This is a genomic window from Mycoplasmopsis pullorum, from assembly GCF_001900245.1.
Taxonomy (GTDB): Bacteria; Bacillota_I; Bacilli_A; order Mycoplasmatales; family Metamycoplasmataceae; genus Mycoplasmopsis; species Mycoplasmopsis pullorum.
On record NZ_CP017813.1, the window covers coordinates 732,582 to 755,480 of the forward strand.

A 22,899-nucleotide genomic window follows, 5' to 3' on the forward strand; every position below is an offset into this window, starting at 1 on the left:
TAATCCTTTTTTGAAATTTTCACTAATAACAAGGTATAATATTTTAAAAAATAATAATTAAATATAAAGAGAGGAATTTAAAATGACAAATAAGCAGAAAATGATAATTTGGATTTTGTCATCTTTAGTAGCTTTGTCATTGGCTATCTTTTTTACGGTTTTTACTTTTTATAGTCAAAATTTAATCGTTTTTCGAATTCTGGCTTTCTTGACAATTTTGGCCTTTCTTTCAATTTTTATCGTAGTAGTTTATTTTGCAATTAATAATTTTGCAAAATCACGTGACTTGGTTAAAAAATCATTTAACAACTATATTGAAGACATTATTACAAATAATAATTTCGGAATAATTATTTTCGATTCAAGTGAAAAAATTTTATGAATGAGTAATTTTATCCGTGCTCGGTTTAGTAAAAAGGTGATTGGCTCATCAATTAAAGAATTTTTTGATGAATTTGCTCCAAATGTTAAAAATGCACTGTATAAAAGTTCGTTTAACTTTGAATTTAACAATCTTGAATATGAAGTTCAAGTTTGACCACTGAAAAATACAATTAGCATTCGTGATGTAACTTATGAAAGTAACATTATAAAGGAATCAAAACAACAAAAAATTGTAATTGGTGAAATTGAAATTGATAACTTTCAACTTTATCAATCTATTTTAAGTGAAGAACAATTATTCAATATTAACAAATGTATTATTAACTCAATTGAAAAATACGTTAAAGATCCTGAATATAATTTATTCTATCGTCAATATACGAACGGAAAATACGTGATTATTTGCAATGAATTGACTTTGGAAAAATTACTAGAGGACCAATTTAGAAGCTTTTTAAGTTTTAACGATTCGGACATTTTCATGCGTGATAATAATCGCTTAAGTATCTCAGCCGGATTCGCTAGGGGATGGCCGAGTTTGAATTTAAAAATCGAACAAGCTAAAAAAGCATTATTACAAGCTCAGAACCGGGGTGGGGACCAAGTAGCAATCTTTTCAAATGATTCAGTTCCTATTTACTTTGGTTCTTCAAGTGAAATTATGGCGGATAATAACCGTACTGAAATTAAATTGATCGCTCATTTATTTGAAAAGAAATTGCAATCAAGCGATATTCAAAATGTGATAATTTATGGTCACTCACTTTCTGATTTAGACGCAGTAGGAAGTGCTTACGCAATTTATAAAATTGCTAAAAATTATGGTAAAAGAGCAAATATTTGTAATTACACATTCGATTCGACTGCTGATAAGTTTTTACGTAGTCAAAACTTACTCAAGAGTGATATTTTTATTAAGTCTCATCTAGCGAATAAAATTACAAACGAACACACCTTGGTAGTATTTGTGGACAATTCAAATCCAAATCGTACCGATAATAAGGATGCAATTTTAAATGCTAAGGCGGAAAATATTTTTATTTTCGATCACCACCGTGTTGGAGAAAGTGTTGATTTTTGTCCGCGTAGCAATCGTTATATTGATCCAAATGCTTCAAGTGCGTGTGAAATTGTGACTGAATTGATTACATTTATGAATACCAATAATAAGATTTCTGCTAATACAGCACAATTTTTATTAAACGGAATTTACTTAGATACAGCACAATTCACAAAATCAGTTACACCAAGAGCCTTTAGTGCTTCGTCATGATTGGAGTCTAAAGGTGCTCGTGGTTCATTAAGTAGTGAATTATTAAAAATTGATGAAAAAACAGCAAAAATAGTTCAAGATTTATTAAAGAATGTTCAAGAAATCAAAAAAGGATATTATTTAGCCTATAGCAATATTGAAGTGGAAAATGACATTATTAGTATTGCAGCTAATGAAATTTTAAAAATAAGCGGACGTCATGCGAGTTTTGTGGTGGCCAAGTTAAGCAGTACCAACAAATACAAATTAAGTGCTCGCGGAATGAATACAAACGTCCAAGTAATCTGTGAAGCAGTTGGAGGTGGTGGACACTTTAGTACAGCAGCTGCAGTAACCAACGAACCGTTAGATGTGTTCGTGGACAACATAAAACAAGCAATAGTAGGGAGTTTAAGAGATGAAAGTAATATTGATTAAAGACTGTAAAGATGGAAAAGCAAACACAATTATTGAAGTAGCCCCAGGGTACGCTAAAAACTTTTTAATTAATAAAGGGTTTGCATTACCATACAATGAATCAACTGCAAAAACATTAGAACGTAAATTAAATGAATTAAGTGCTGAAGAACACGAAAGAAGATCAAAAGCACTTGAATTAAAATCTAAATTAGAGGAAGTTAAATTAGAATATACACTTGAAGCTAATACTGATGCCAATTACAACTTAAACGTACATGGTTCAGTTTCGACAAAACACGTTGAAAAAGATTTAGCTAAATTAGGTTTCAAATTAGGAAAGCATGCAATTGAAAAAGTGCACTTAGTTTCTGAAGGTACTCACGAAATTAAAGTAGTTATTTATAAAGATATTACAGCGAAATTATTTATTAAAATCAAAATTAAAGAAATTAAATAACGGTAACTCAAATGAGTCAATCAAATAATTATATGAAACCACCAATTCAGATTGGGACAGTTAACAATCATCAGGGACAAATTCAAAATTTTACTTTTGACACGTCTAAATTACATGATATTGAATTAGAAGAAAAAATTTTAGGGATGATTTTAGCTAATGTTGAGATTTTGCATGAGTCCCTTATGTACCTTAGTGAAGAAGATTTTTATTTTATTGATAATAAAAATTTATTCTTGGTATTTAAACAGTTACAAAATCGTGCACAAGAATTAAAAACAATCAATATTAATGATGTTTTTACATTTATCGAACGCAATTTTAATGAAAATCACACACGTAAAATCACCTTATCATTTTTATCAAAAATCGCATTAAAAGCAGGTAATTACGACAATAAATTACTTTATTTTGAAGAATTAACCAAACTAACTAGTTTGCGAAAAATCTATAGTACTTTAGTTCATTCATTAAATAAATTAAATAACCCCGCAAATCTTGAAGTAAAAGATTTTGCTGCAGAAATTGAAGCTCAAATCACCGAAGCGAATTCAAATCGGAGCTTATCTTCATTTACTAGTATTTCCGATGCAGCAAACGAATACATCAGGGACTTGCAATACCGTCGTAATCTAGATGAAAATCATTTAGCAGGTGTCCCCTCTGGGATTCATAACTTAGACATTATGACACAAGGTTTTAAATCTGGTGAGCTCATTATTTTAGCTGCTAGGCCAGCGATGGGAAAGACTGCTTTTGCATTAAACATTTGTGTTAATGCTGCTTTAAGTAACCGAAGAGTTGCCTTTTTCAGTTTGGAGATGAGTAATATTCAACTTATGAGTCGGATTTTTTCCATTGTTTCCGGAGTTGAGGGAAATAAATTAAAAAAAGCAAGTCTTTTGGACTCACAAGATTGGACACGTTTATCAATTGCAAAACAAACTAAAATTGACCAAATGAACTTTTTTATAGATGATTCGAGTTCTTCAAAAATTGCCGAAATCGCTTGAAAAGCACGTCGTTTGAAAAAACTACATAATATTGATTTAATTGTGGTCGATTATCTGCAATTAATGACCGGTTCATCAAGGTCAAATGATAACCGTCAAAACGAGGTTTCGAAAATTTCTAGAACTCTCAAAGAACTCTCGCGTGAATTAGAAATTCCAATTATTGCACTTTCGCAATTGAGCAGAAGTGTGGAACAAAGAGAGGACAAACGTCCAATTCTTTCAGACTTGCGTGAAAGTGGAAGTATCGAACAAGACGCAGACATGGTTATGTTCCTATATCGAAACGATTATTATCAAAAGAAGCAAAATGAACGAATTTCAGATGAAATTGGTTCTGAAACAGATTTAATAATTGCAAAACACAGAAGTGGACCGACTGGATCGATCAAATTACGCTTTAATATGTCAATTTCTCGTTTTAGTGATCCGGTTGTTTCACTTAATAACACACAATTATTTAATAACAATAACAAATAAAAAACGAATTTTATAACAGGAGTTTAAAATGGATAGTTATTCCCGAAGTTGCAACAAAATAAGTAATATCAAAAAGGAGATTTCTCATGAGTAAAATTCTCCTAATAAGCTTATTTATAGTTGTATTATTATTCTTTATTCTTAGTGCAATTTTTAGTGGTGCCGAAACCGCTTATACATCAATTTCGATGGCAAAAGTGCACACAATGGTAGAAAATAATGAAGCAAGAGCAAAATTAATTCATAAACAACTCAAAAGATATAATCAAATTCTCACAACTATTTTAATCGCAAATAATATTGTTAATATTGGTTCTGCGACTTTAACAAGTTTTATTTTAAATCAACTTATTGGTAGCGGTGCACTCGTAACAATTGTCACCACCGCTTTAGTTACTCCAATTTTAGTGATTTTTAGTGAGATAATTCCAAAATTATTAGGTAAGAGTCATCCAGTTAAATACTTACAAATTTTTGGATACTTCATTGAATTTATTTACTGAGTTTTATGAATCTTTGCTTATCCATTAGGGAAGATTGGTAAAAAGGTTTATATAACAAATTCAGAAGATGAATTGAAAAAAATGATTGAAATAGCTCGTAATGAGGGAGTGCTTCAATCTGGGGAAAGTCTACTTGCACAAAATGCCCTTGACTTAGACTCGACCAAAGTTTCACAACATTATTTACGTCTTAAAGATGTGACCAGCATCGATTATCGTGCTAGCGTCCAAGATGCTTTAGAGCTATTCAAGGAGACTAATTATTCACGTATCCCAGTGGTCAAAAAAGACGAATTAATTGGAATTATAATGTTAAAAGATCTATATCATCTTAAACGCGGTAAGATTATTAACTATATTATTCATGTCCCTTTTATTTCAACTAATTCTGTTTTAACTAGTGCTTTGGAAAAATTAAGACGAGCTAGAGTACAGATGGGATTTGTTGTTGAAAATAACAACTCAACCAGAGTCTTGGGAATAATTACCGTTGAAGACATTATTGAAGAGCTAGTTGGTGAAATTTACGATGAAACTGACGAAGCTGAATCAATTTTTGAAATTTCACTTGAACAAAGTGAGGTTCATGCAAATGTCAAGGTCAAAGATGTCTTTAAACAATTAGATATTGATGATGACACTTTAGATGATGAAGATTACGAATTGACTTTAGGTAAATGAATGTTGAAAATGACAAATAAACAAAAGTTAAACAAAAACTTACGCTTCAATTTAGACAAAGTCGCTTCTTTTAAAGTTATTCAATCGAAAAATAAAGAAAATAAAGTGGCTATTATTGGAATTAATAAATATTAATATGAAAAAATGCAGTTGTATTAACCTAACTGCATTTTTTGTTGCTCTCCTAAATCGTGACAGTGTCTACATCTAGCTTCGTATTCTTTATTTCCTAAAAAATTAAGCTCTTGATTTGCAGTCTTGCGGTATGAGAATCCCGCCGCTCCTTTGCATAATGCACACACAGCTTTTAATTTATCCACTTCATCCGCAATAGCTAAAAGTGAAGCTAAAATTGGAAAAGGACGTTTTAAATAATCCATATCCAGTCCACTCACAATTACACGGACACCATATGAAGTGAGTGTATTTATTACATTAATAATATTTTCATCAAAGAAATGAATTTCGTCAATAACGACTGCTTTATAGTCTTTTTCGTAAAATTCCAGTATTTGTTCTGAATTATTAATATTAATGGCCTTAACTTTTGCTCCATTACGTGAAACAATTTCTATATCGCTAAAGCGATTATCAAATTCTGGTTTAAAAACTAAAGTTTTAACATCAGCAATTTGTAAAATTTTAATTCGTTTAATCAATTCTTCACTTTTTCCGGCGAACATTGGTCCGGTTATTACTTCTAATGTACCATCAGGATATTTTAAAAACATGTTATTTTCGCTCCTATTTTTTAATTTTTAACGCTACCATTAAAATGGTCCGTTTAATTCGACTTGAAGTGTACCGTCTTGAGGTACATTCTTGGACAAAATCGTCGTATTTATCTATTTCAATGTGCTTTTTGAATAAATTTTGAATCCCTTCACTAATCATTTTAAACTTTTCTAATTCTTCGGTGCTATATTTACGAATCACTTTTTGAAAACGACGATAAATTTTTTGATTATTTCTTAATTTATCAAAATAATTAAATCGCATTGGTGTATATTTGGTGTAATCTTGGTTATTTTTTAGCATTTGACGAATTTTAGTTGCACTAGCAAAATCTAGATATGTCTCTTCACTATGAAAATCAATTGTCCGCTTTATCGAAACTGGTTGAATCGGATAGTCATTATCAATGATTGTTTTAACATATTCTAATCCTAAAATGTCATTTGGCATTGAAATATCTTCCCCAGATAATTCTTGAAGTGCTAAATTAGTAGCTTTTGGAAATGAATTAGCTCCTTTTTTGAGAAATTGTTTAATTAATTGGTTATATTGTTCACGATTTTTTTTGATAATTTGAGCAATTTTAATTAAACGTTCAACATCATCGCTCTCACTACCAAAAACTAAATAATCTATTTTTTGCTTATTTAGGATTTTGACACTTTCACTAGCAAAGATATGAGCAGCTTGTGTGGACACTTGCGTTGGAAGTTTGAGTACTTTATCCACTCCATTTTTGAGTGCGTAACGCTTGCGTTTAGCGAATGATGCACAGGTTACTTCGCCACGTTGCGAGTATTTTCCGCTCATTGCAACTATGATTTTGGAACTTGGAAACATCTTTTTAATTTGTTGAATTTGATAAATGTGACCATTGTGAAATGGATTATATTCAACAACTATACCAATTTTAACTTTCTTCATTTGTCTAATTATACTTAAATTATTTTGCTGATTTGATTTTATTTTAAATTTAACTTTTTAACCTATAATATAGATAGTTTAATTCAATTTTGTAACTCTTTTAAAAGCTAAAAATATTATTTAACTTTTCATAAAAAATATATATAATAATAGTGCTATTTTTTAAATAGAACCACAAAATAAAAGGAGAAAGCTATGGCTATTGTACCAAAACGTAAAACATCTAAACAACGTAAACACAAAAGAAGAACCCACGACGCATTATCAACACCAAACCTTGTTGCTTGCGCAAACTGTACACAATTAATTGAACAACACCGTGCATGCAGATTCTGTGGTTTCTACAAAGGAAAAAAAGTTGAAGGATATGTTGCTCTTAACGACAGAGCTTAATTCAAAAATAATTTAATTTTAAAAATAAGACACTTTCTATAATGTGTCTTTTTTTTAAATGTTATAATATGATGGAGTATTACTATACTCCTTGGTTATTTTTATAAAAATAACCCTGAGACCAAAGGGAGGACACTATGTCAAAATACGAAATTATGTTAATCGTTGACCCTAAAGCTGATGCTTCAGTTGCTACCAATCTTTTAAATGAAGTTTTTGGTAAAGACGTTAAAAAAGCTGAAAAATTAGAGTTAACTGAATTAGCTTATCCAATTAACAAATCAAAACATGCTCAATATGTATATGCTGAAGTTGAAACAAATCCTGCTAACATTGCTGAATTTACACGTAAAGCAAATATTTTAAAAACACTTTGAAGACAATTAGTAATTAACTTAGATTCAGAAAAAGGATACGGTAAAGAAGTTAAAGTTAAAAAAACTTCTAAGAGAGATTCATCTTTTGCTAAAAAACCTGCTAAAACTGAAAAAGTTGCTTCTAATTAGTAACATTTACAAACATTAAGGATGGTATTATGAACAAAATCATTTTGATAGGACGTACAACAAGCGAAGTGCGCTACAACCACACCGCTAATGGTGTTGCGTACGCACGTACAACTGTTGCGGTTGAACGTAGAAATTCAAATACTGATGCGACTGACTTTATTCCAGTTGTTGCATGACGTGGTACTGCAGATTTTTTAAACGCACATGTGCGCAAAGGTACTTTGATTTCAATTGAAGGTGCATTATTCTCAAACCAATACGAATCACGTGATGGTAATATTGTGCGTAGTTATGAAGTTTCAATTGAAAATGTGTCTATTTTAGAACCTAAAAGTGTGGTCGAAAATCGTCAACCAAACCCTGGTTACGTTCCAAGTCCAGCACAAAATAGACCTAATGTTAACTACACTCCAAACTTAAACCCTCAAGGGACGACCAACTCACAAGCTAGAGTTGTGAACCAAATTCAAACTCCTGAGATTAAACCTAATTTTGGTAGTGTAAATAGCAATTTCACTCAAGTCCACCAACAAAATAAAGTAGTCCCACCAATGAATGATTTTCATAGTTTAGACGATGATACTTTCAATTCATTAAATAGTTCAAATAATAATACCTCTAATGTAGCAAACAACGACAACGAATCAAGCTTTATGTTTGATTTAGATAATATCGATAAATTAGATTAGGAGAAAAAATGGCTTTTATTAAAAATAAAAAAGGTTTTTCAAGAAGAAAAGTATGTGAATTTTGTGAATCTAAACAAGAATATGTTGATTACAAAAACACCGAAGTGTTAAAAAAATACATCAATGCTACAGGACAAATTAAACCAGCAGGTGCTACAGGTACTTGTGCAAAACACCAAAGAAAAGTTTCGACAGCAATTAAAAGAGCAAGATTTATCGCATTGTTACCATACACAATTATTCGTGTAAGAACACAAAGATAATATCAATTAAAAAATAAAATCAGGTTGTTAAAATCTGATTTTTATTTTTCAAAAAGTGAATTTTTTCGATAAAAAACATTATTTTTTTGATTTTTTGGTTAAAATAAATATAAATAAAAAGGAGATCAAAATGTCAAAAGCTTTATTTTTACACGCTAATTTATCTAGCGATGAAAACTCAACATCATTTTACTTAGAACAACAATTTTTAAATGAATTTAAAAAAGCTAATCCAGAATCTCAAATCGAAGTTATCGACTTAAATGATACTGAATTAGCACACACCTATCTTAATAAAAAAACTTTTGCAACATATTGACAAGATGTTAAAAGTGACCAATGAATCGAGAAATTAAAAAACGTGGACAAATTAATCATTTCTTTACCAATGATTAATTTTGGACCTAGTTCAGTTGTTAAAAACTTTATCGATGCTATCGCAGTTGCAAACAAAACTTTTTCATATAAATATTCGAAAAAAGGTGATGCAATTGGACTACTTAATAACCTCGATGTTATGATTTTAGCAACTCAAGGAGCACCAAAAGATTGATATCTTTGAGGTAGTCACGTAACTTGATTAGAGGGAACATGAAACTTTTTAGGAGCAAAAAAAGTAGACTCTATTCTACTTGCTGGGACAAAAGTTGCACCATATAATGAAATTAGTCCAAAAAAATTAGTTGATGAAAATCTTCAACTGATCAAAGAAAAAGCTCAAAGTTTTTAATATTTGTCCCAGTCTGGGACAATTTATTAAATTCAATTTTAAATGATAAAAAGAAGGAGTTAATAATTACTCCTTCTTTTTTTGATTAAACTAATTCTTCAAAAACATCGTCTCCAGTTTCAGTTACAATTTCAGCACCAAAATTACGTGCAACAATGTTACCTAAAGTACCAAGTCCATTAAAATTAGGTAAAACTTTAGGTTTAGTAAATGATTTAGAATAAATTGTTGCCGGCAAGAATTCACGTGTGTGATTGAAACCTGGATAAAGTGGATCGTTACCGTGGTCACTAGTCATGATTAAAAGGTCATCCTCACGTAAGACATTTAATAATTTTCCTAATTTAACGTCTAAATTAGCGATATTTTGTGCGTATCCATGAACATCACGACGGTGTCCGTAGTGTGAGTCAAATTGCACAAGATTGGTGAAAATAAATTGATTTTTAGTATCTTTTGTAGCTAAATCGATTGTAATGTCCATACCTTTGTCGTCACTACCGCTTGGAATATGTGTGCTAATTCCTTGTCCAACAAAAATGTCATTAATCTTACCAATCGAAACCACTTCAACACCTTGCTCTTGTAATTTGTTTAAAATCATTGGTTGCGGTTTATTTGCATAATCGTGACGGTTAAATGTTCTTGTGTATTTACCATCTTCCCCAACGAATGGACGAACAATAATTCTACCTACGTTTCATTCTGGTTTTGAGCTACAAATTTCACGAGCAGCTTTACCATAACGGTATAAATTATCTAAACCGATTCATTCTTCGTGAGCTGCAATTTGTAAAACTGAGTCATTAGATGTATAAACAATCAATGCACCTGTTTCTTTTTGTTCTTGAGCATACTCATCAATAACTTCTGTTCCTGAACCAGCTCTGTTGCAAATAATTTTACGTCCGTCAAACGCTTTTTCTAGTTCAGTAATTAAGTCGCTTGGAAATCCGTGTTCAGCAAAAGTTGGGAATGGTACTAAAGTTTTAATCCCCATCATTTCCCAGTGACCGGCTAATGTATCTTTAGCGTTTGATACTTCTTGAACTTTCGCAACATAAGCAAGTGGTTTAGGCACGTGGTAATTACCGTGTAATTCAGTAATATTTCCAATTCCTAATTTTTTTCAATTATCAATTTTGAATTCTTCTGCTAGTGAAGCGGATTTAATAGTATTAGCCCCTTTGTCACCAAAAGCTTTTTGGTCACGGTCAGGTCCAATTCCCAATCCGTCTGTTACTATCATAAAAATACGATTAAATTTTGGCATTTTTCTCCTTTAATAACTATATACATATATATTTTAGTCTTTTTTTATTAAACTTGCACAATATGGTATCGAAAATCATTTTTACCACATTTTTATTTCTTTTTTGGTTTGAGTTTTTAGTAAAGTTAACTCTCCCCGGCTGGGACAATTCAGATTTATTTATAGTCAAATAAAAAAGTCAAGTTAAACTTGACTCTAGAATTTTTCGGTTGGTAGGTAAACATATCCGTCGATACTTGTAACATCGCTAACCGCGATAAAGGCATCAGGATCGACTGCGCGCACTCTCTTAATTAATCTTGGTACTTGTCTAAATAATGTAATTGAGGTAATTACATCAATGTGTTCTCCTTTAAAACCACCTTTAGCTTTAAACATTGTCAATCCAGTAACAATTCTCTTGTCATTAGCAAGTTTTGTTTGAACCAATTCATAGTGTGTAGAAAAGATTTCAACACGTACTAATTTGAATTTAGGGAATAATTTATTCAATACTAAAATATAGACAATATTGGTTAAAATTGTTGCGACAAAGTTTGGAGAGAAATATAATTCTGCTGATCATTTTTTACTAATTACATCTTTAATCGCTTCGATTTGAATTTGTGAAAGATTTGAATTTGCAATTTGATCAAAATTACGTTCTGCATTTTCAAGTAGCAATGAACCTGGTAAATAAGAACCAAGTGCAACAGTAATGAAAATAATGATGATATTCATATTACCTGATATGCTACCGAATGATTTTTGTTTTGTATTTGCGTATCATTCTCCAATAACACCAGTAACCCCAGCGGTACCACCAATTACTGCGATGATTGCGAAAACTCAAGCAAGCATGTATCCATAGCAAATTGAGTAAATCATCAATGCTATTACATTACCTGCATCACTTCAAAGTAAAGGGATAATTGAACTTAATTGAACTTGGTATTTTGGTAATGCTTTTTTGATGATTTCATTGTCAAAATTACCAATAATATAAGCTTGGTTAGCCCCAGGAATCATCCCGATTAAAAATGAAACCATTGATGAAACAACTAAGAAAATAACTGTTAAGTTAGTAAAAACACGACCGATTTTTTTGTATCCAAAAATGAAGATTGGGATACTTAAAATAATATAAGCAATTCAGAAAATTGCTTGGTCAATTAAGTTCCGAACAGTTGGAGCGATGCTTTCAGGCATCGATGAAGTGATTAACCGAGCTGCAGCTTGTCCAAAAGCAGCAAAACCAAAGTTATAAATTCCGACGTTTTTAACGAAAAACACACTGATTATACCGAAGAATATTGCGGTAACAATTGTAATAAGTAATATTTTTCACATCGGCATAGCTTTATAGAAATTACTCAATTTCAAACCGAAGTTCGACATCTTGGTGCGTTTATAAACAGTATTTTTCTTAACAACATCCGAACACAACTCATCATGTGGATCGACATGGTTATCATAATCTTTATCATAGATTTCATTTAGCTTGAATTTTTTATTTTTACGTGTTAGACACATCTTACATTTATCAATTACTTTTTTATAATCCATAAAACCTTACCTTTCCTTAAAAAATAAAAACACACGCAGAACTGCGAATGTTTTTATTGGCATTAATAATAATTATTAGTGTCAAATTTAAATAATAAATTATGCTACAGATTATTATACCACTTTAATCGTTAACTTAAATTATTAGTTTAATTTGACTAAAAATTTTCATATTATTTGAACATATATGTTGAAACTTTAGAAACATATTTGATTCCGCTAATTGTACTTAAAATTGCTGCTACAGCAAAAACACCGTTAAGGAAATAATAAGAAATATTTTCTAAAATAGCATTAATATTTATTACATTAATATTTTCAATTGAAGAAAATAAAACAGAGTCAATTAAAGAAAATGAAACAGAGCTAAAAATAATATGAAAAAGAAAACCACTTATAATCACAGCAGTTAAAATTACGGTTTTAATTTTTCCGTATTTATCAGCTGCGACGCTAATATTGTGTTTAATCATTACCCCACGAGCTCCAGCCACAATAATATCTCTTAAAATAATGAGTAACAAAAGAGGAAATGAAAGGTATCCGACTACGGTTAGAAAAATAAGTGCAGTAGTAGTCATAATTTTATCAGCAATTGGATCTCATAATTTTCCAAAATCGGTCACGATTTTTCTTTCACGAGCAATTTTTCCATCAAAAAAGTCAGTAATCATTGCTGCGATAAAAATTAATAATGCTAAACATAAAAAGATAATACGAAAAGTGTTTGCAACTCTAGGTATATATCATGATCCAAATGATATTTTATTATTTAAATTATTTAAAATTAGAGCTATTGATAAAAATAAAATAAATGGAATTACTAAAAGCAAACGAATGACTGTTAGCTTATTTGGTAGATTCAGATTTTTTCAAAAGTTTTGAATTGAATTCATTTCTTACCTCGTTTAAAACTTGTTCTTGTTTTTTTTCTAAATCAGCAATTTCAATTTTTTGTAATTCATTTTTAATTTCTTCAATCAATTTAGCTTGTTTTTTGGTTCATAAATTACTTTTGTTATCTTTTAATTGCACGACGAATTTCACAATTTTTTGACTTTGATCGTTATTTAATAGATATAATTGGAAATCTGGATCACGAACAATATCTTCTAAAATAGTTTTTGCACTTACAGTTAATTCGCTCATGGTGTGTTCACCGATACTTACTTGAAAATTATTCATGTGTTCTTCGTTGACTTGAATTAATGCATTTAATTTTAATATCAATTTTTCGTATTGACGTTCAACTTCTTTATTAAATTCTTCTTTTTCTTTTAAAAGTTTTCGTTTGTTGATTTTATCCTTAATAGTTACTACGATAAAAAATACAACTAAGACAACTACAACAAATCCCAAAATTAGATACATTGCATATTGACTTAGAAAATTACCAAAACTATTTGAGCTAGATGTAGTACTTTCTGTTGCTTCGTATAAATATTTCATTTTAAGCCTTTCAGTATATTTAAAAATATATATTTAATTATATTAATTTTAGTTAAGAAATCAAACATAAAACTATTTTTAATATCGTTTCCACACTTAGAAAAAAAATAATATTTTTTTATTCAAGAAAAATTAAGTTTTAAATTATAATTATTCCGATGAGTTCGAATAAAAGAACTGGTGGTTGACTTATGAAGCAACCTGCTCCTGGAGTCTAGAACTCAATTTCATATGATAATAAAAAATAATTTGTAAAATTGTTTTTCTGACCTTAAATGGTCTTTTTATTTGCCTTTTTTACCAATTTTCATATAAATTGCACATTTTAAAAATAATGTCAATGTTAAAAGAAGAAACAGAAAAACTACAACAATTAACAGATTCTAATTTTAAATTTAATGATGAAGATAATGTATCTACCTTTAATAAAAGAGATTATTTATTAAATATTCCTACATATAAGTTATATGAACTTGCTAAACATTACAAAATCCCTAAATATAAAAAACTAGCTAAATGGTGTTTAGCTAGTCTGTTATTAAAACAAAATGATATTGATGCTATGATACATAAAATTATGTTAAAAGATAGGGTTGTTAAAGATGAATGAATATATGCTTATTGTATTCATAAAGATAGAACCATTAAGAAATGATAATATTTATTAAAATTCTATGTCTGTATTTAAAATATCTAATATCTTTAGTTCTAAATTATTTTTTATTTCATCTATAATTTTATACTTTTGAGATACATTATTTTGAATATTCAATGAAATTTTATCATTTTCAATCGGAATTGGTATTTCTACTTCTTTAATCATTTCAGGATTTAATTTTGTAAATTCGTTTTTTTCAAATAATCCTTTCCTTCCTTTGGTTATATTTCTAAGTAAAGGCTCTAAAATATACTTTATGTATTCTAAATCCAAATTAATTATTTTAGGAATAAAAATAACTCTATCTGCATTTATTGAAAATTTATCATTTAAAACAGTAATAACCCCTGCTATCCCATTAATCGAACAAGTTAAATATTTTCCATCGTAATCATAATTATTTCTGTAATCTAAAGGAATGTTATTATTAGCAGAATATACAGGATAAACACCTTCATTTAATTTACAATAACTTTTTGTATATAGAGATTTTCCTCTATTAATATCAAATATATCTTTTATTTTAATACTTATTGTTTTTATTTTTTTTGAATTCATAAAATCAAATTGAAGGTTTTTGAAAAAATCTAATTTTTCTTTTAGTTCTTTTTTTCTTTCTTCTATAATTTTATATTTTTTTACAATTTCTTTTTGTTCATTAATATCAAAATTCCCTTTATCATCTATAGGTATTCTTATTTTTATATTTTCTATTCTATATAAAGAGGCTTTATTTGTCCAAGAAAAATTTTTAGAATTGAAAATTGATTTTAATTTTATTTCTATATATTTTAATAATAAATTATCTATATTATTTTTTATATACCAAATTCTTGTAGCTGGTCCAATAGAAAACTTTCCCTTTTCTCTATAAATTATTGTGCCTGCTTTCGCTCCATCTGTTGTTATTTGTAAACATTCCATATCATAATCAAATGTATTAATATAGCCCTTATTCATATCACCTGTTGTTTTTGCAGAATATACTGGGTATTCTCCTTTATTTTCATTTATATATTTGAGAGAATACTTAGTGTTTCCACCTAAATTTTCAAGTATATTACTAAATTTCACTTCCTTATAATTTACTTTATCCATTCTAATTCCTCCTTAAATTCATTCATTAGAGAAATCGTATCATCTAGCAATATTTTAAATTCATCAATAGTTGCAATATTTTTTTCTTTTTTCAATCCAATTTTAATTTTTTCTTCTTCAGACCAAAAATTTTCTATAATCCAAGATTCATTCTTGTCAAAATTTTCAATATCTATTAACTTTAATTTAATATCCGATTCAATATATGATTTTATAGGTTCATTTAAATTATTTTTATCTTCTCTTTTAAAAAGATTATATTTAATTACCGCTTCTTTTAAATCATTATCTTCAATATCAAAACGATAAGAATCTAAAGTTTCTCCTATACTTGTTGTAATATAAGTAAATACAGGATAATTTTGTTTTATATTTTCTTCCTTTTCTCGTTTATTGAATTTTCTTACAGTTAAAATATAAGTTTTTTTTGGAGTATTAAAAAAAGCACCTACAGGAAGAGATATTATACTATCAATAAAAAAATTGTTTAATATATATTCTTTTATTATATTATTAGATTTATTTGAGAATATTCCATCTGGTAATACAATATTTGCGACTCCATTTGGTTTAAGTGATTTTAAAATCCACTCTAAAAATAAACTTTCAACTCCAACACCATTTAAAGTATAATTACCCGTTTTTTTTGCTTCACTCATCATAAGTGCACTTTGATAATAAGGTGGATTAGCTAATATTAAATCATATTTATCTTCTTTTAATTCTCCAAGAGTCCCTAACATAGTTGAATATAAATAATAAGATTTATTTAACAAATTTTCTGAAATAATTTTTATATCTTTTAAATTATTATTCTTTTTGAAAAGTTCAGAAAAATAAATTAACATATTCGCTTTAGCTAAAATAATAGTTAAATCATCTTTTTCTGACATCATCTTATCAAATCCAATTATATTAATACTTTTCTTAAGTTTATTTTTTTCATCTTTCTCTTTACTATTATATGTATAATATTCTTGTATTTTACTTTCTATAGCTTCTAAAATAAACTTACCTACTCCACAAGCAGGATCACAAATAGACATCCCCTCGGTTATATCTATCATATTAACCATTTCATTCACTATTTTAAGTGGTGTAAAAAATTGTCCCATATTACTTTTTTCATCACTATTTTTCATAAAAGTTTCAAACAATTTTGATTTAAAATCAGAATTTATGTTAATGAATTTTCCTTTTTCTTTTTCATAATTTTCAAAAGCTAAAATAACTTCTTTAAATATTTTATCTGTATTATCTTCACTTATATATTCATTATATTCATCTTTTTTTACGTGAAAAACTTGTCCATTTATTATACTTGTTCCATCATCTCCACTAGGGAAAAGAGTTTTCATAGTTTCTCTAGCACCATCTATATATTTACCTAATATTTTAGCCTCTGTAATAGTATTATCAATTTTTTTATACTCTTCTTTATACATACTTGCTATATAATTAAACGAATTTTCTCCACCAAGTATTCCTATATCGGATAAATACTTAAATAAAAATAATTCAACAAATGTATATAATGACATTTTAGCTGAAGCAAATGTTACATTTACTAATATTTTATTTATTTTAATTGCTAAATCAGTTGGATCTAAAAACTCTCTTTTTAAAATCTTGTCATTATTATAATTTATAGAAATTAAAACATCATTAATTAATTTAGCACTTTCTTTTTCATTTTCTTTTGGTTTTATTTGAAAGGTAACTAAATTATCATTTTCATTTTTTATAGGGTTCCCAGTTAATGGATTAATCCAATAATAGTTAGTTCCATCACTTACAATATAAATTTTAGCATTAACTTCTTTCGCAACAAATAATCCTTGTTCTATTGCTTTTTTGATGTCATTTTCATTTTTTAAATTAATAGGTAATTTTTGTTCAATATAAATTACAACATTTTTATTATTATCAATTATTAACACATCTGGTTTTTTATTTTTAGCCTTATTTGATAAATTGATATTTTTTATATAACCTAAATTTATTAATTGTTTGATTGTTGTAGAACCTAAACTTAAACATTCGTATTTACCTAAAATAGATACATTTTCGCTATATAAATTATTTTGAATTAATTGTTCACTCATTTAATATCTCCTTATTTTTAATATTTTTTCTCAATCACTTCAATAACCTTATTTCCCTTATTAGTAATAATATATTTACCTTTTGTATTATTAAAACTATCAATAAACTTATCTCTTTTTAGTTCTTGTATTATTTTATTAGTTTTATTTTTAGAAAAATGAGTCATATCTGCAATTTCTTGTTGTGATAGTACAATATACTTATCATTTTTAACTTGTATCTGATTATCATATAGAAATTTTAAAATCTTATATTTATCATTAGTAAACTCAACTAGATTAAACAATTTAATCACTTCCTTTTTTATTTTAATTAAATCATATTTTAAATAATTTTGCAATATTAAAATACTATCATAGTGCATTAAATAAAAATATCATAATTATAAAAATAGAATTATAAACTAAAATGCTATTTGGCTATGTTTCATTAATATTTTGAGTTAAAATCTCCCCTTTTTATAGTGTTTTCAATACATATAATCATCCTTTGTTAAATGGAAAATATATTAAGAATAAAGAAAATATTATTCAAATTCAGAATAAAAATGCTCAAATAAAAGCTCAAAATCGTAAGAAAAACATTCTAAAAATCGTTCTAAGTACATTATTTAGCTTTTTAGCTATTTGTGGAATTACAGGATTTGTTTTATATGTTCGCAAATTTAAAAAGAAACTAAAATAACAAAAAAGATTAATATAAATTATTGATTTTGACTAATATTTTGCTCTTAAGAGTATTAAATTGACATAAAATATGGTTATTTTGTGGAAATTTAATTGTTATTAAATAGCAAAAATATTATGATAATAATATGTACAAAACATATGATACGAACTAGAAATTGCTTTCTCAAGCAGTTTTTAGTTCGTATTTTTTTATTAAGGAGATAAATAATGGAGCAATCAGTCTTTAAATATTTTGTTGATGAATTAAACCGAATTGAAAAAGAATTTAGAACAATTACTCGTAAAATTGAGCATCCTGATTGGAGAGTTTATCGCACAAAATCACGATGTTTACTTGATGACTTCGGAAATAAATATTATTACAATATCACTCAGTATTACACAATTAAAGAAGTTGATGGTAAAAAAAAGAGACGTTATTTTAAGTATTATCATCATGATTATTTAAAACAAGTTGGTAAATCTAAATACTCACCAGAAGCAAAAAAATTAGCTTTTGATGTTCATTTTAACGGGAGCAAGCGACCTAAATGAATGAATATTAACACATATAATAGTTGAATTAAACAGCAAAGACGCGAAAGAGCTATTAGTGAAAAATTATGTGATAAGATACAAAATTCAATTAATTCTGAGTCAAATTTACTTAAAAAATATGAAGTTAAACCTGAACATAATGGAGTGCTATATGTGGAAATGGACGACACATATAAGAAATATCGAATTGATAAGGGAGCAAGTAAATTAATGTGTCGCATGCTAACTTTTAATCTTTTTAATTGAAAAACTGGTCAATTTGAGTGCGTAAATAATGTTCAAATTTACTTCGAAACTCACTTAAAAGACAATAAATATAATGATGATACTGAGCTTAAAGAATTAATTAAATGAATCAAAAACAATTATTATGACACAAATTTAAAGATTTGTATTAAAGGTGATGGAGCATGAAATATTAAACAAGTTGCTAAACATTTTGAATATTAAGTACTCGATCTTTTTCATTTAAACCGTTATGTAACTCTCAATTTTTGTATGAAAAAATGGTTCTGCATTAGTTATTGAAAAGACTTTAAAGTCGATTTTTCAGTTCAAAATTATCGAGAATATTGAGAAAAAATCTTGAGTTGTTATCGCATAATTGACTGAGATAAATTACATTTTAGAATAAAAGAATGGATCAATGAGCGTGAATCTAACAATGTTTTTATAAAAGCTTTAGTCACTTTTAGCAAATATATTAACAATAATAAACGCTCAATTTTTGATATTTCTGACGAAATTAATAAGCAATCTCACACTGAAAGCTACGTTAGAAATTACTTCAAAAAATACGTTTACAAGCAATCTACTTTGTATAATAGTTCGACAATAATTCACTTAGTAAGAAAGAATTTTGATACGAAAATTGGTTTATTGCAAATCTATTAATTAGACAGGAAAAATGCTTAGTTGGAAAAAAGTTGGAAAAAATAGCTAATTTTTTTACTCCTTTAATATAAAGGGAATTTTTAGCTATTTGTTGGAAAAAAGTTGGAAAAAGTGATGTTTTTACTAATTCTGTTGGAAAAGTTGGAAAATTTTCTAACACTTACCTTAATTTAACAAAGTTAAATTAAACACTGCGAAAAAATGATAATGTTAATTACTTTTTCCATTTTTTCGCTCTTGCTTAAAAGCACGGGCGTGCGATCGTGACGCGCACGCGAATAAACTTTAAGAATTTTCGGACTTAAAAATTATTAAGATTTATTAACCCTAAAACCTGTAGGGATTTTTCGTTTTAAATTTTTTTGATTTTTTGCTTTTGTTAACGAAAAAAAGATTTAAAACTAGATTGAGAAGCAAGAAAATTCTTGCGATTTCCGATAAGTTTTAGCATTAGTTTGCTATTTAGACCAGATCACTAAAAATAATATATTTTCCAATATTGAATAAAGTGAAAACGTATATAATTTTATCAACTCTTATCTATATCGAAATACGAATAAAACGAATTTAAAAGTTAAAATAAGTAAAGGAGAATTATGAGAAAAATAGCTGTATTAACCTCTGGTGGTGATGCTCCAGGTATGAACTCTGCTCTAAGAGCAATCATTAAAAGTGCTAAAGCAAACGGTTTGGAAGCTTTTGTAGTTTACGAAGGATATAAAGGACTTTACGAAGGAAATATTGTACCAGCTGATACAATCAATTTCGATGCATATAATAATTTAGGTGGGACTGTAATTTATTCTGCTCGTTTTCCAGAATTTAAAAACCCTGAAGTGCGTCAAGTAGCTATTAACAACTTAAAATCAAAAGACATTGATGCCTTGGTTGTTATTGGTGGTGACGGCAGCTACATGGGAGCACAACTCTTGCATGAAGCTGGGGTTAAAACTGTTGGTCTACCAGGGACAATCGACAATGATATTGCTTCAAGTGATTTCACAATCGGATACGATACTGCTTTAAATATTGTTGTTGATGCAATTGATAAAATTCGCGATACAGCAACTAGTCACCGTAGAATTATGGTAGTCGAAGTGATGGGGAATCAATGTGGTGACTTAGCACTTTGAAGCGGACTTGCTACTGGTGCTGAAATTATTTCAACTAGCGAAAACACTTTAAGTGTTGAAGAGATTGTTCAACAAGCTTCTGAATTAGCTAAAGACTTATCAAGACGTTCAATTATGATTGTTGTTTCAGAAAAAAGATACAACATCGCTGAATTAGCAAAAGAAATTGAAAAAGCTACTAAATGAGAAACTCGTCCAACAAGTTTGGGACACATTCAACGTGGTGGACGTCCAAGTGCTCAAGAAAGAATTAGTGCCGCATTAATGGGGATTAAAGCTGTTGAATTCTTATTAGAGGGACAAAGTGGAATCGCGATCGGAATCATTAAAGGCGATGTTGTTGCAAATCCAATTTTAGAAGCATTAAGTATGCACTCTCCAGCTAAAGCTAAAGCAGTTGAACGTGCAAACAAATTTAATAAATTAAACAAAATCAAATAATTTCGAATATCAGTTTTTAGACTGATATTTTTATTACCTTTTTTCTGATTTGTGAAAAATTTTCATATTTAGTGAAACTCGATTTCTTAAAAACTCGCAAATTCACATGATATTTAACACTATTGATAAAATATGTGGAAAATTAACTTATTTTTATAAAAAATAAGATTGTTCGAACTTTAAAAATATATAATGAAAATGTAGACAAATAGACAAATTGAGGAGAATTATGAAAAAACACAAATTACTTCTATGCCTTGGAGCTGGATCACTTCTTTCAGTTTTACCAGCAATTTCAGGAGCATGTGTTGTCGAAAAAGGAAAAACACCAGAAAAACCAGTAGATAAAAAACCTGGTACTGAGACAACAAACCCTGGTACTGGGACAACAACCCCTGGGGACGATAACAAATTAACAGTTCCTGGTTATATTAAGGAAGATGCACGTGTTGCTGTAATTAATAAAAAAGAATTACCTGCAAAAGAAACTATTTCTGATGAAATTAAAAAAATGAAAATGGCTCTTGTAACAGATGAAGGGAATGTTGACGATAAATCATTTAACCAATCTGCTTGAGAATCATTAAACTTAATTTACGATCAAACTGAAATTATTCCTACTTATGTTAAACCAAGTGGTAATTATGAAACTGCATATAAAGCAGTTATTAATAAAGGTAATAAAATAATTGTTTTACCTGGATTTAAACACAAATCAGCAATTGCAGAATATATTACTGAAAACTTAGATGATTTAATTGAAAAGAAAGTACACATTATTGGTATTGACTTTGATATCGCAGAAGATATTAATTATCCTTACTTCTACAGCTTACAATACAAAATGAAAGAAGCTGGATATGTTGTTGGTTTTGCAACTGCAAAATTCTTAGGTGAAAAATATTCAAACGATGAAGCTAAAAGATTAGCAAATTCATTTGGTGGTGGACCTTTCCCAGGTGTTACAGACTTCAATGAAGGGTTCTTAAAAGGACTTTATGCTTATGCTGAGGAAAATCCTAAAACTAAAGTTAAACATACTCCAGATATTAAATTAGATTCTGGTTTCGCAGCAGGTGATACAATGACCAATGCCGTAACAACTGCTGTAGCTACAAAAGCTTCAGTTATTTTACCTGTTGCTGGACCTGCTACAGGTGAAGTGTTAACAGAATTAGGAAAAGCTGGTTCTAATTCTACATATGTAATCGGTGTTGATGTGGACCAAAGTCTAGCCTACAAAGATAATGCTGGAAAATTCTTAACATCAATTACTAAAGGAATAGCTCAATCTACATACGACATTGTTACAGAAATTTTATTCCCTGAAGTGGCTGGAACTAATTTCTTAAAATCAAAAGATGCTAATACTAAGTTTGCTCACTCAGGTTCTTTAAAAGAAAACTGAGTTGGATATGTTCTATCTAAAATCACAGATGAAGCAGATCGTGCAAAAATGGATGAAGCATTGAAAGCTGCAAGAATGAAATTTGATGCTTTATCTGATGAAGATATTGAATTCATTAACTCTGGAAAAGCTTTAAAATCTGATAATGCACCAGAAGAACAAATTCCTGTAAGATTGAATAAAATTATTAACGAAATTGCTAAATTAAGTTAGTTTCTTAGTCATCGCTTTAAAG

The 22,899-nt window shown here is 28.5% G+C and carries 24 protein-coding genes; 15 read left to right on the forward strand and 9 right to left on the reverse strand.

Going from position 1 to position 22,899, the window contains the following annotated elements; translation table 4 throughout:
- Positions 1-82 precede the first annotated feature (82 nt).
- The 4 genes from BLA55_RS03010 to BLA55_RS03025 all read left to right on the forward strand — a co-directional run bounded on the left by BLA55_RS03010 (position 83) and on the right by BLA55_RS03025 (position 5,325).
- Positions 83-2,074 (forward strand): GGDEF domain-containing protein, encoded by a 1,992-nt coding sequence (locus BLA55_RS03010; protein WP_073372611.1) that lies wholly within the window; start codon positions 83-85, stop codon positions 2,072-2,074.
- On the forward strand, positions 2,055-2,513 hold the full coding sequence (rplI, locus tag BLA55_RS03015) for a 50S ribosomal protein L9 (protein WP_073372612.1): 459 nt from the start codon (positions 2,055-2,057) through the stop codon (positions 2,511-2,513). The genes BLA55_RS03010 and rplI overlap by 20 nt, the downstream gene beginning before the upstream one ends.
- Before the next feature lie 11 nt (positions 2,514-2,524).
- Complete coding sequence (gene dnaB, locus BLA55_RS03020; RefSeq protein ID WP_235631829.1) at positions 2,525-4,006, forward strand: replicative DNA helicase; 1,482 nt, start codon at positions 2,525-2,527, stop codon at positions 4,004-4,006.
- Between the two features lie 86 nt (positions 4,007-4,092).
- On the forward strand, positions 4,093-5,325 hold the full coding sequence (locus tag BLA55_RS03025; protein WP_157089918.1) for a CNNM domain-containing protein: 1,233 nt from the start codon (positions 4,093-4,095) through the stop codon (positions 5,323-5,325).
- A 20-nt stretch (positions 5,326-5,345) separates the two neighbouring features.
- On the opposite strand, the gene BLA55_RS03030 is transcribed toward BLA55_RS03025, so the two are convergent.
- On the reverse strand, positions 5,346-5,921 hold the full coding sequence (locus BLA55_RS03030) for a thymidine kinase (RefSeq protein WP_073372613.1): 576 nt from the start codon (positions 5,919-5,921) through the stop codon (positions 5,346-5,348).
- Between the two features lie 13 nt (positions 5,922-5,934).
- Entirely contained in the window at positions 5,935-6,849 is a 915-nt protein-coding gene (locus tag BLA55_RS03035) for a nucleotidyltransferase (RefSeq protein ID WP_073372614.1), read from the reverse strand.
- A gap of 195 nt (positions 6,850-7,044) precedes the next feature.
- Between BLA55_RS03035 and rpmF the strand changes: the two genes are divergently transcribed.
- The 5 genes from rpmF (at position 7,045) to BLA55_RS03060 (ending at position 9,433) form a co-directional block, all read left to right on the forward strand.
- Entirely contained in the window at positions 7,045-7,242 is a 198-nt protein-coding gene (rpmF, locus tag BLA55_RS03040) for a 50S ribosomal protein L32 (protein WP_073372615.1), read from the forward strand.
- Positions 7,243-7,379: 137 nt separating this feature from the next.
- A complete protein-coding gene (gene rpsF, locus BLA55_RS03045; RefSeq protein ID WP_073372616.1) occupies positions 7,380-7,748 on the forward strand; it encodes a 30S ribosomal protein S6 in 369 nt (122 codons plus the stop codon).
- A 29-nt stretch (positions 7,749-7,777) separates the two neighbouring features.
- Positions 7,778-8,440 (forward strand): single-stranded DNA-binding protein, encoded by a 663-nt coding sequence (locus BLA55_RS03050; protein WP_073372617.1) that lies wholly within the window; start codon positions 7,778-7,780, stop codon positions 8,438-8,440.
- 8 nt (positions 8,441-8,448) lie between these two features.
- Complete coding sequence (gene rpsR, locus BLA55_RS03055; RefSeq protein WP_073372618.1) at positions 8,449-8,703, forward strand: 30S ribosomal protein S18; 255 nt, start codon at positions 8,449-8,451, stop codon at positions 8,701-8,703.
- A gap of 130 nt (positions 8,704-8,833) precedes the next feature.
- Positions 8,834-9,433, forward strand: a complete 600-nt coding sequence (locus tag BLA55_RS03060; RefSeq protein ID WP_073372619.1) for an FMN-dependent NADH-azoreductase — start codon at positions 8,834-8,836, stop codon at positions 9,431-9,433.
- 85 nt (positions 9,434-9,518) lie between these two features.
- Here the strand turns inward: BLA55_RS03060 and BLA55_RS03065 are convergent, their stop codons facing one another.
- The 4 genes from BLA55_RS03065 to BLA55_RS03080 all read right to left on the reverse strand — a co-directional run bounded on the left by BLA55_RS03065 (position 9,519) and on the right by BLA55_RS03080 (position 13,700).
- Positions 9,519-10,706, reverse strand: a complete 1,188-nt coding sequence (locus BLA55_RS03065) for a phosphopentomutase (protein ID WP_073372620.1) — start codon at positions 10,704-10,706, stop codon at positions 9,519-9,521.
- Positions 10,707-10,901: 195 nt separating this feature from the next.
- The gene (locus BLA55_RS03070) at positions 10,902-12,251 is read right to left on the reverse strand and encodes a DUF2179 domain-containing protein (RefSeq protein ID WP_073372621.1); all 1,350 of its coding nucleotides are present in this window, start codon (positions 12,249-12,251) and stop codon (positions 10,902-10,904) included.
- Between the two features lie 173 nt (positions 12,252-12,424).
- A complete protein-coding gene (gene pgsA, locus BLA55_RS03075; RefSeq protein WP_073372622.1) occupies positions 12,425-13,147 on the reverse strand; it encodes a CDP-diacylglycerol--glycerol-3-phosphate 3-phosphatidyltransferase in 723 nt (240 codons plus the stop codon).
- On the reverse strand, positions 13,101-13,700 hold the full coding sequence (locus BLA55_RS03080; RefSeq protein ID WP_073372623.1) for an MHJ_0274 family protein: 600 nt from the start codon (positions 13,698-13,700) through the stop codon (positions 13,101-13,103). Before BLA55_RS03080 ends, pgsA begins: the two co-directional genes overlap by 47 nt.
- A gap of 340 nt (positions 13,701-14,040) precedes the next feature.
- Here BLA55_RS03080 and BLA55_RS03085 point away from each other — a divergent pair, with 340 nt between their 5' ends.
- Entirely contained in the window at positions 14,041-14,358 is a 318-nt protein-coding gene (locus tag BLA55_RS03085; RefSeq protein WP_073372624.1) for a hypothetical protein, read from the forward strand.
- Positions 14,359-14,364: 6 nt separating this feature from the next.
- Here the strand turns inward: BLA55_RS03085 and BLA55_RS03090 are convergent, their stop codons facing one another.
- From BLA55_RS03090 to BLA55_RS03100, 3 genes are read right to left on the reverse strand one after another with little or no spacing between them, the layout of a single operon-like run.
- The gene (locus BLA55_RS03090) at positions 14,365-15,456 is read right to left on the reverse strand and encodes a restriction endonuclease subunit S (RefSeq protein ID WP_073372625.1); all 1,092 of its coding nucleotides are present in this window, start codon (positions 15,454-15,456) and stop codon (positions 14,365-14,367) included.
- Positions 15,444-17,561, reverse strand: coding sequence for an HsdM family class I SAM-dependent methyltransferase (locus BLA55_RS03095; RefSeq protein ID WP_073372626.1), 2,118 nt, complete (start codon positions 17,559-17,561; stop codon positions 15,444-15,446). The genes BLA55_RS03090 and BLA55_RS03095 overlap by 13 nt, the downstream gene beginning before the upstream one ends.
- Positions 17,562-17,578: 17 nt before the next feature.
- A complete protein-coding gene (locus tag BLA55_RS03100; RefSeq protein WP_198763816.1) occupies positions 17,579-17,926 on the reverse strand; it encodes a hypothetical protein in 348 nt (115 codons plus the stop codon).
- 125 nt (positions 17,927-18,051) lie between these two features.
- On the opposite strand from BLA55_RS03100, the gene BLA55_RS03105 reads away from it, so the two are divergent.
- From BLA55_RS03105 to BLA55_RS03120, 5 genes are all read left to right on the forward strand, one after another.
- Complete coding sequence (locus BLA55_RS03105) at positions 18,052-18,246, forward strand: hypothetical protein (RefSeq protein WP_157089920.1); 195 nt, start codon at positions 18,052-18,054, stop codon at positions 18,244-18,246.
- A gap of 212 nt (positions 18,247-18,458) precedes the next feature.
- Positions 18,459-19,238, forward strand: a complete 780-nt coding sequence (locus BLA55_RS03110) for a hypothetical protein (protein ID WP_073372628.1) — start codon at positions 18,459-18,461, stop codon at positions 19,236-19,238.
- A gap of 48 nt (positions 19,239-19,286) precedes the next feature.
- Positions 19,287-19,682, forward strand: a complete 396-nt coding sequence (locus tag BLA55_RS04295; protein WP_157089921.1) for a hypothetical protein — start codon at positions 19,287-19,289, stop codon at positions 19,680-19,682.
- 596 nt (positions 19,683-20,278) lie between these two features.
- Positions 20,279-21,256 (forward strand): 6-phosphofructokinase, encoded by a 978-nt coding sequence (pfkA, locus tag BLA55_RS03115; RefSeq protein ID WP_073372629.1) that lies wholly within the window; start codon positions 20,279-20,281, stop codon positions 21,254-21,256.
- Positions 21,257-21,485: 229 nt separating this feature from the next.
- Positions 21,486-22,877, forward strand: a complete 1,392-nt coding sequence (locus BLA55_RS03120) for a BMP family ABC transporter substrate-binding protein (RefSeq protein ID WP_073372630.1) — start codon at positions 21,486-21,488, stop codon at positions 22,875-22,877.
- Positions 22,878-22,899: the final 22 nt, after the last annotated feature.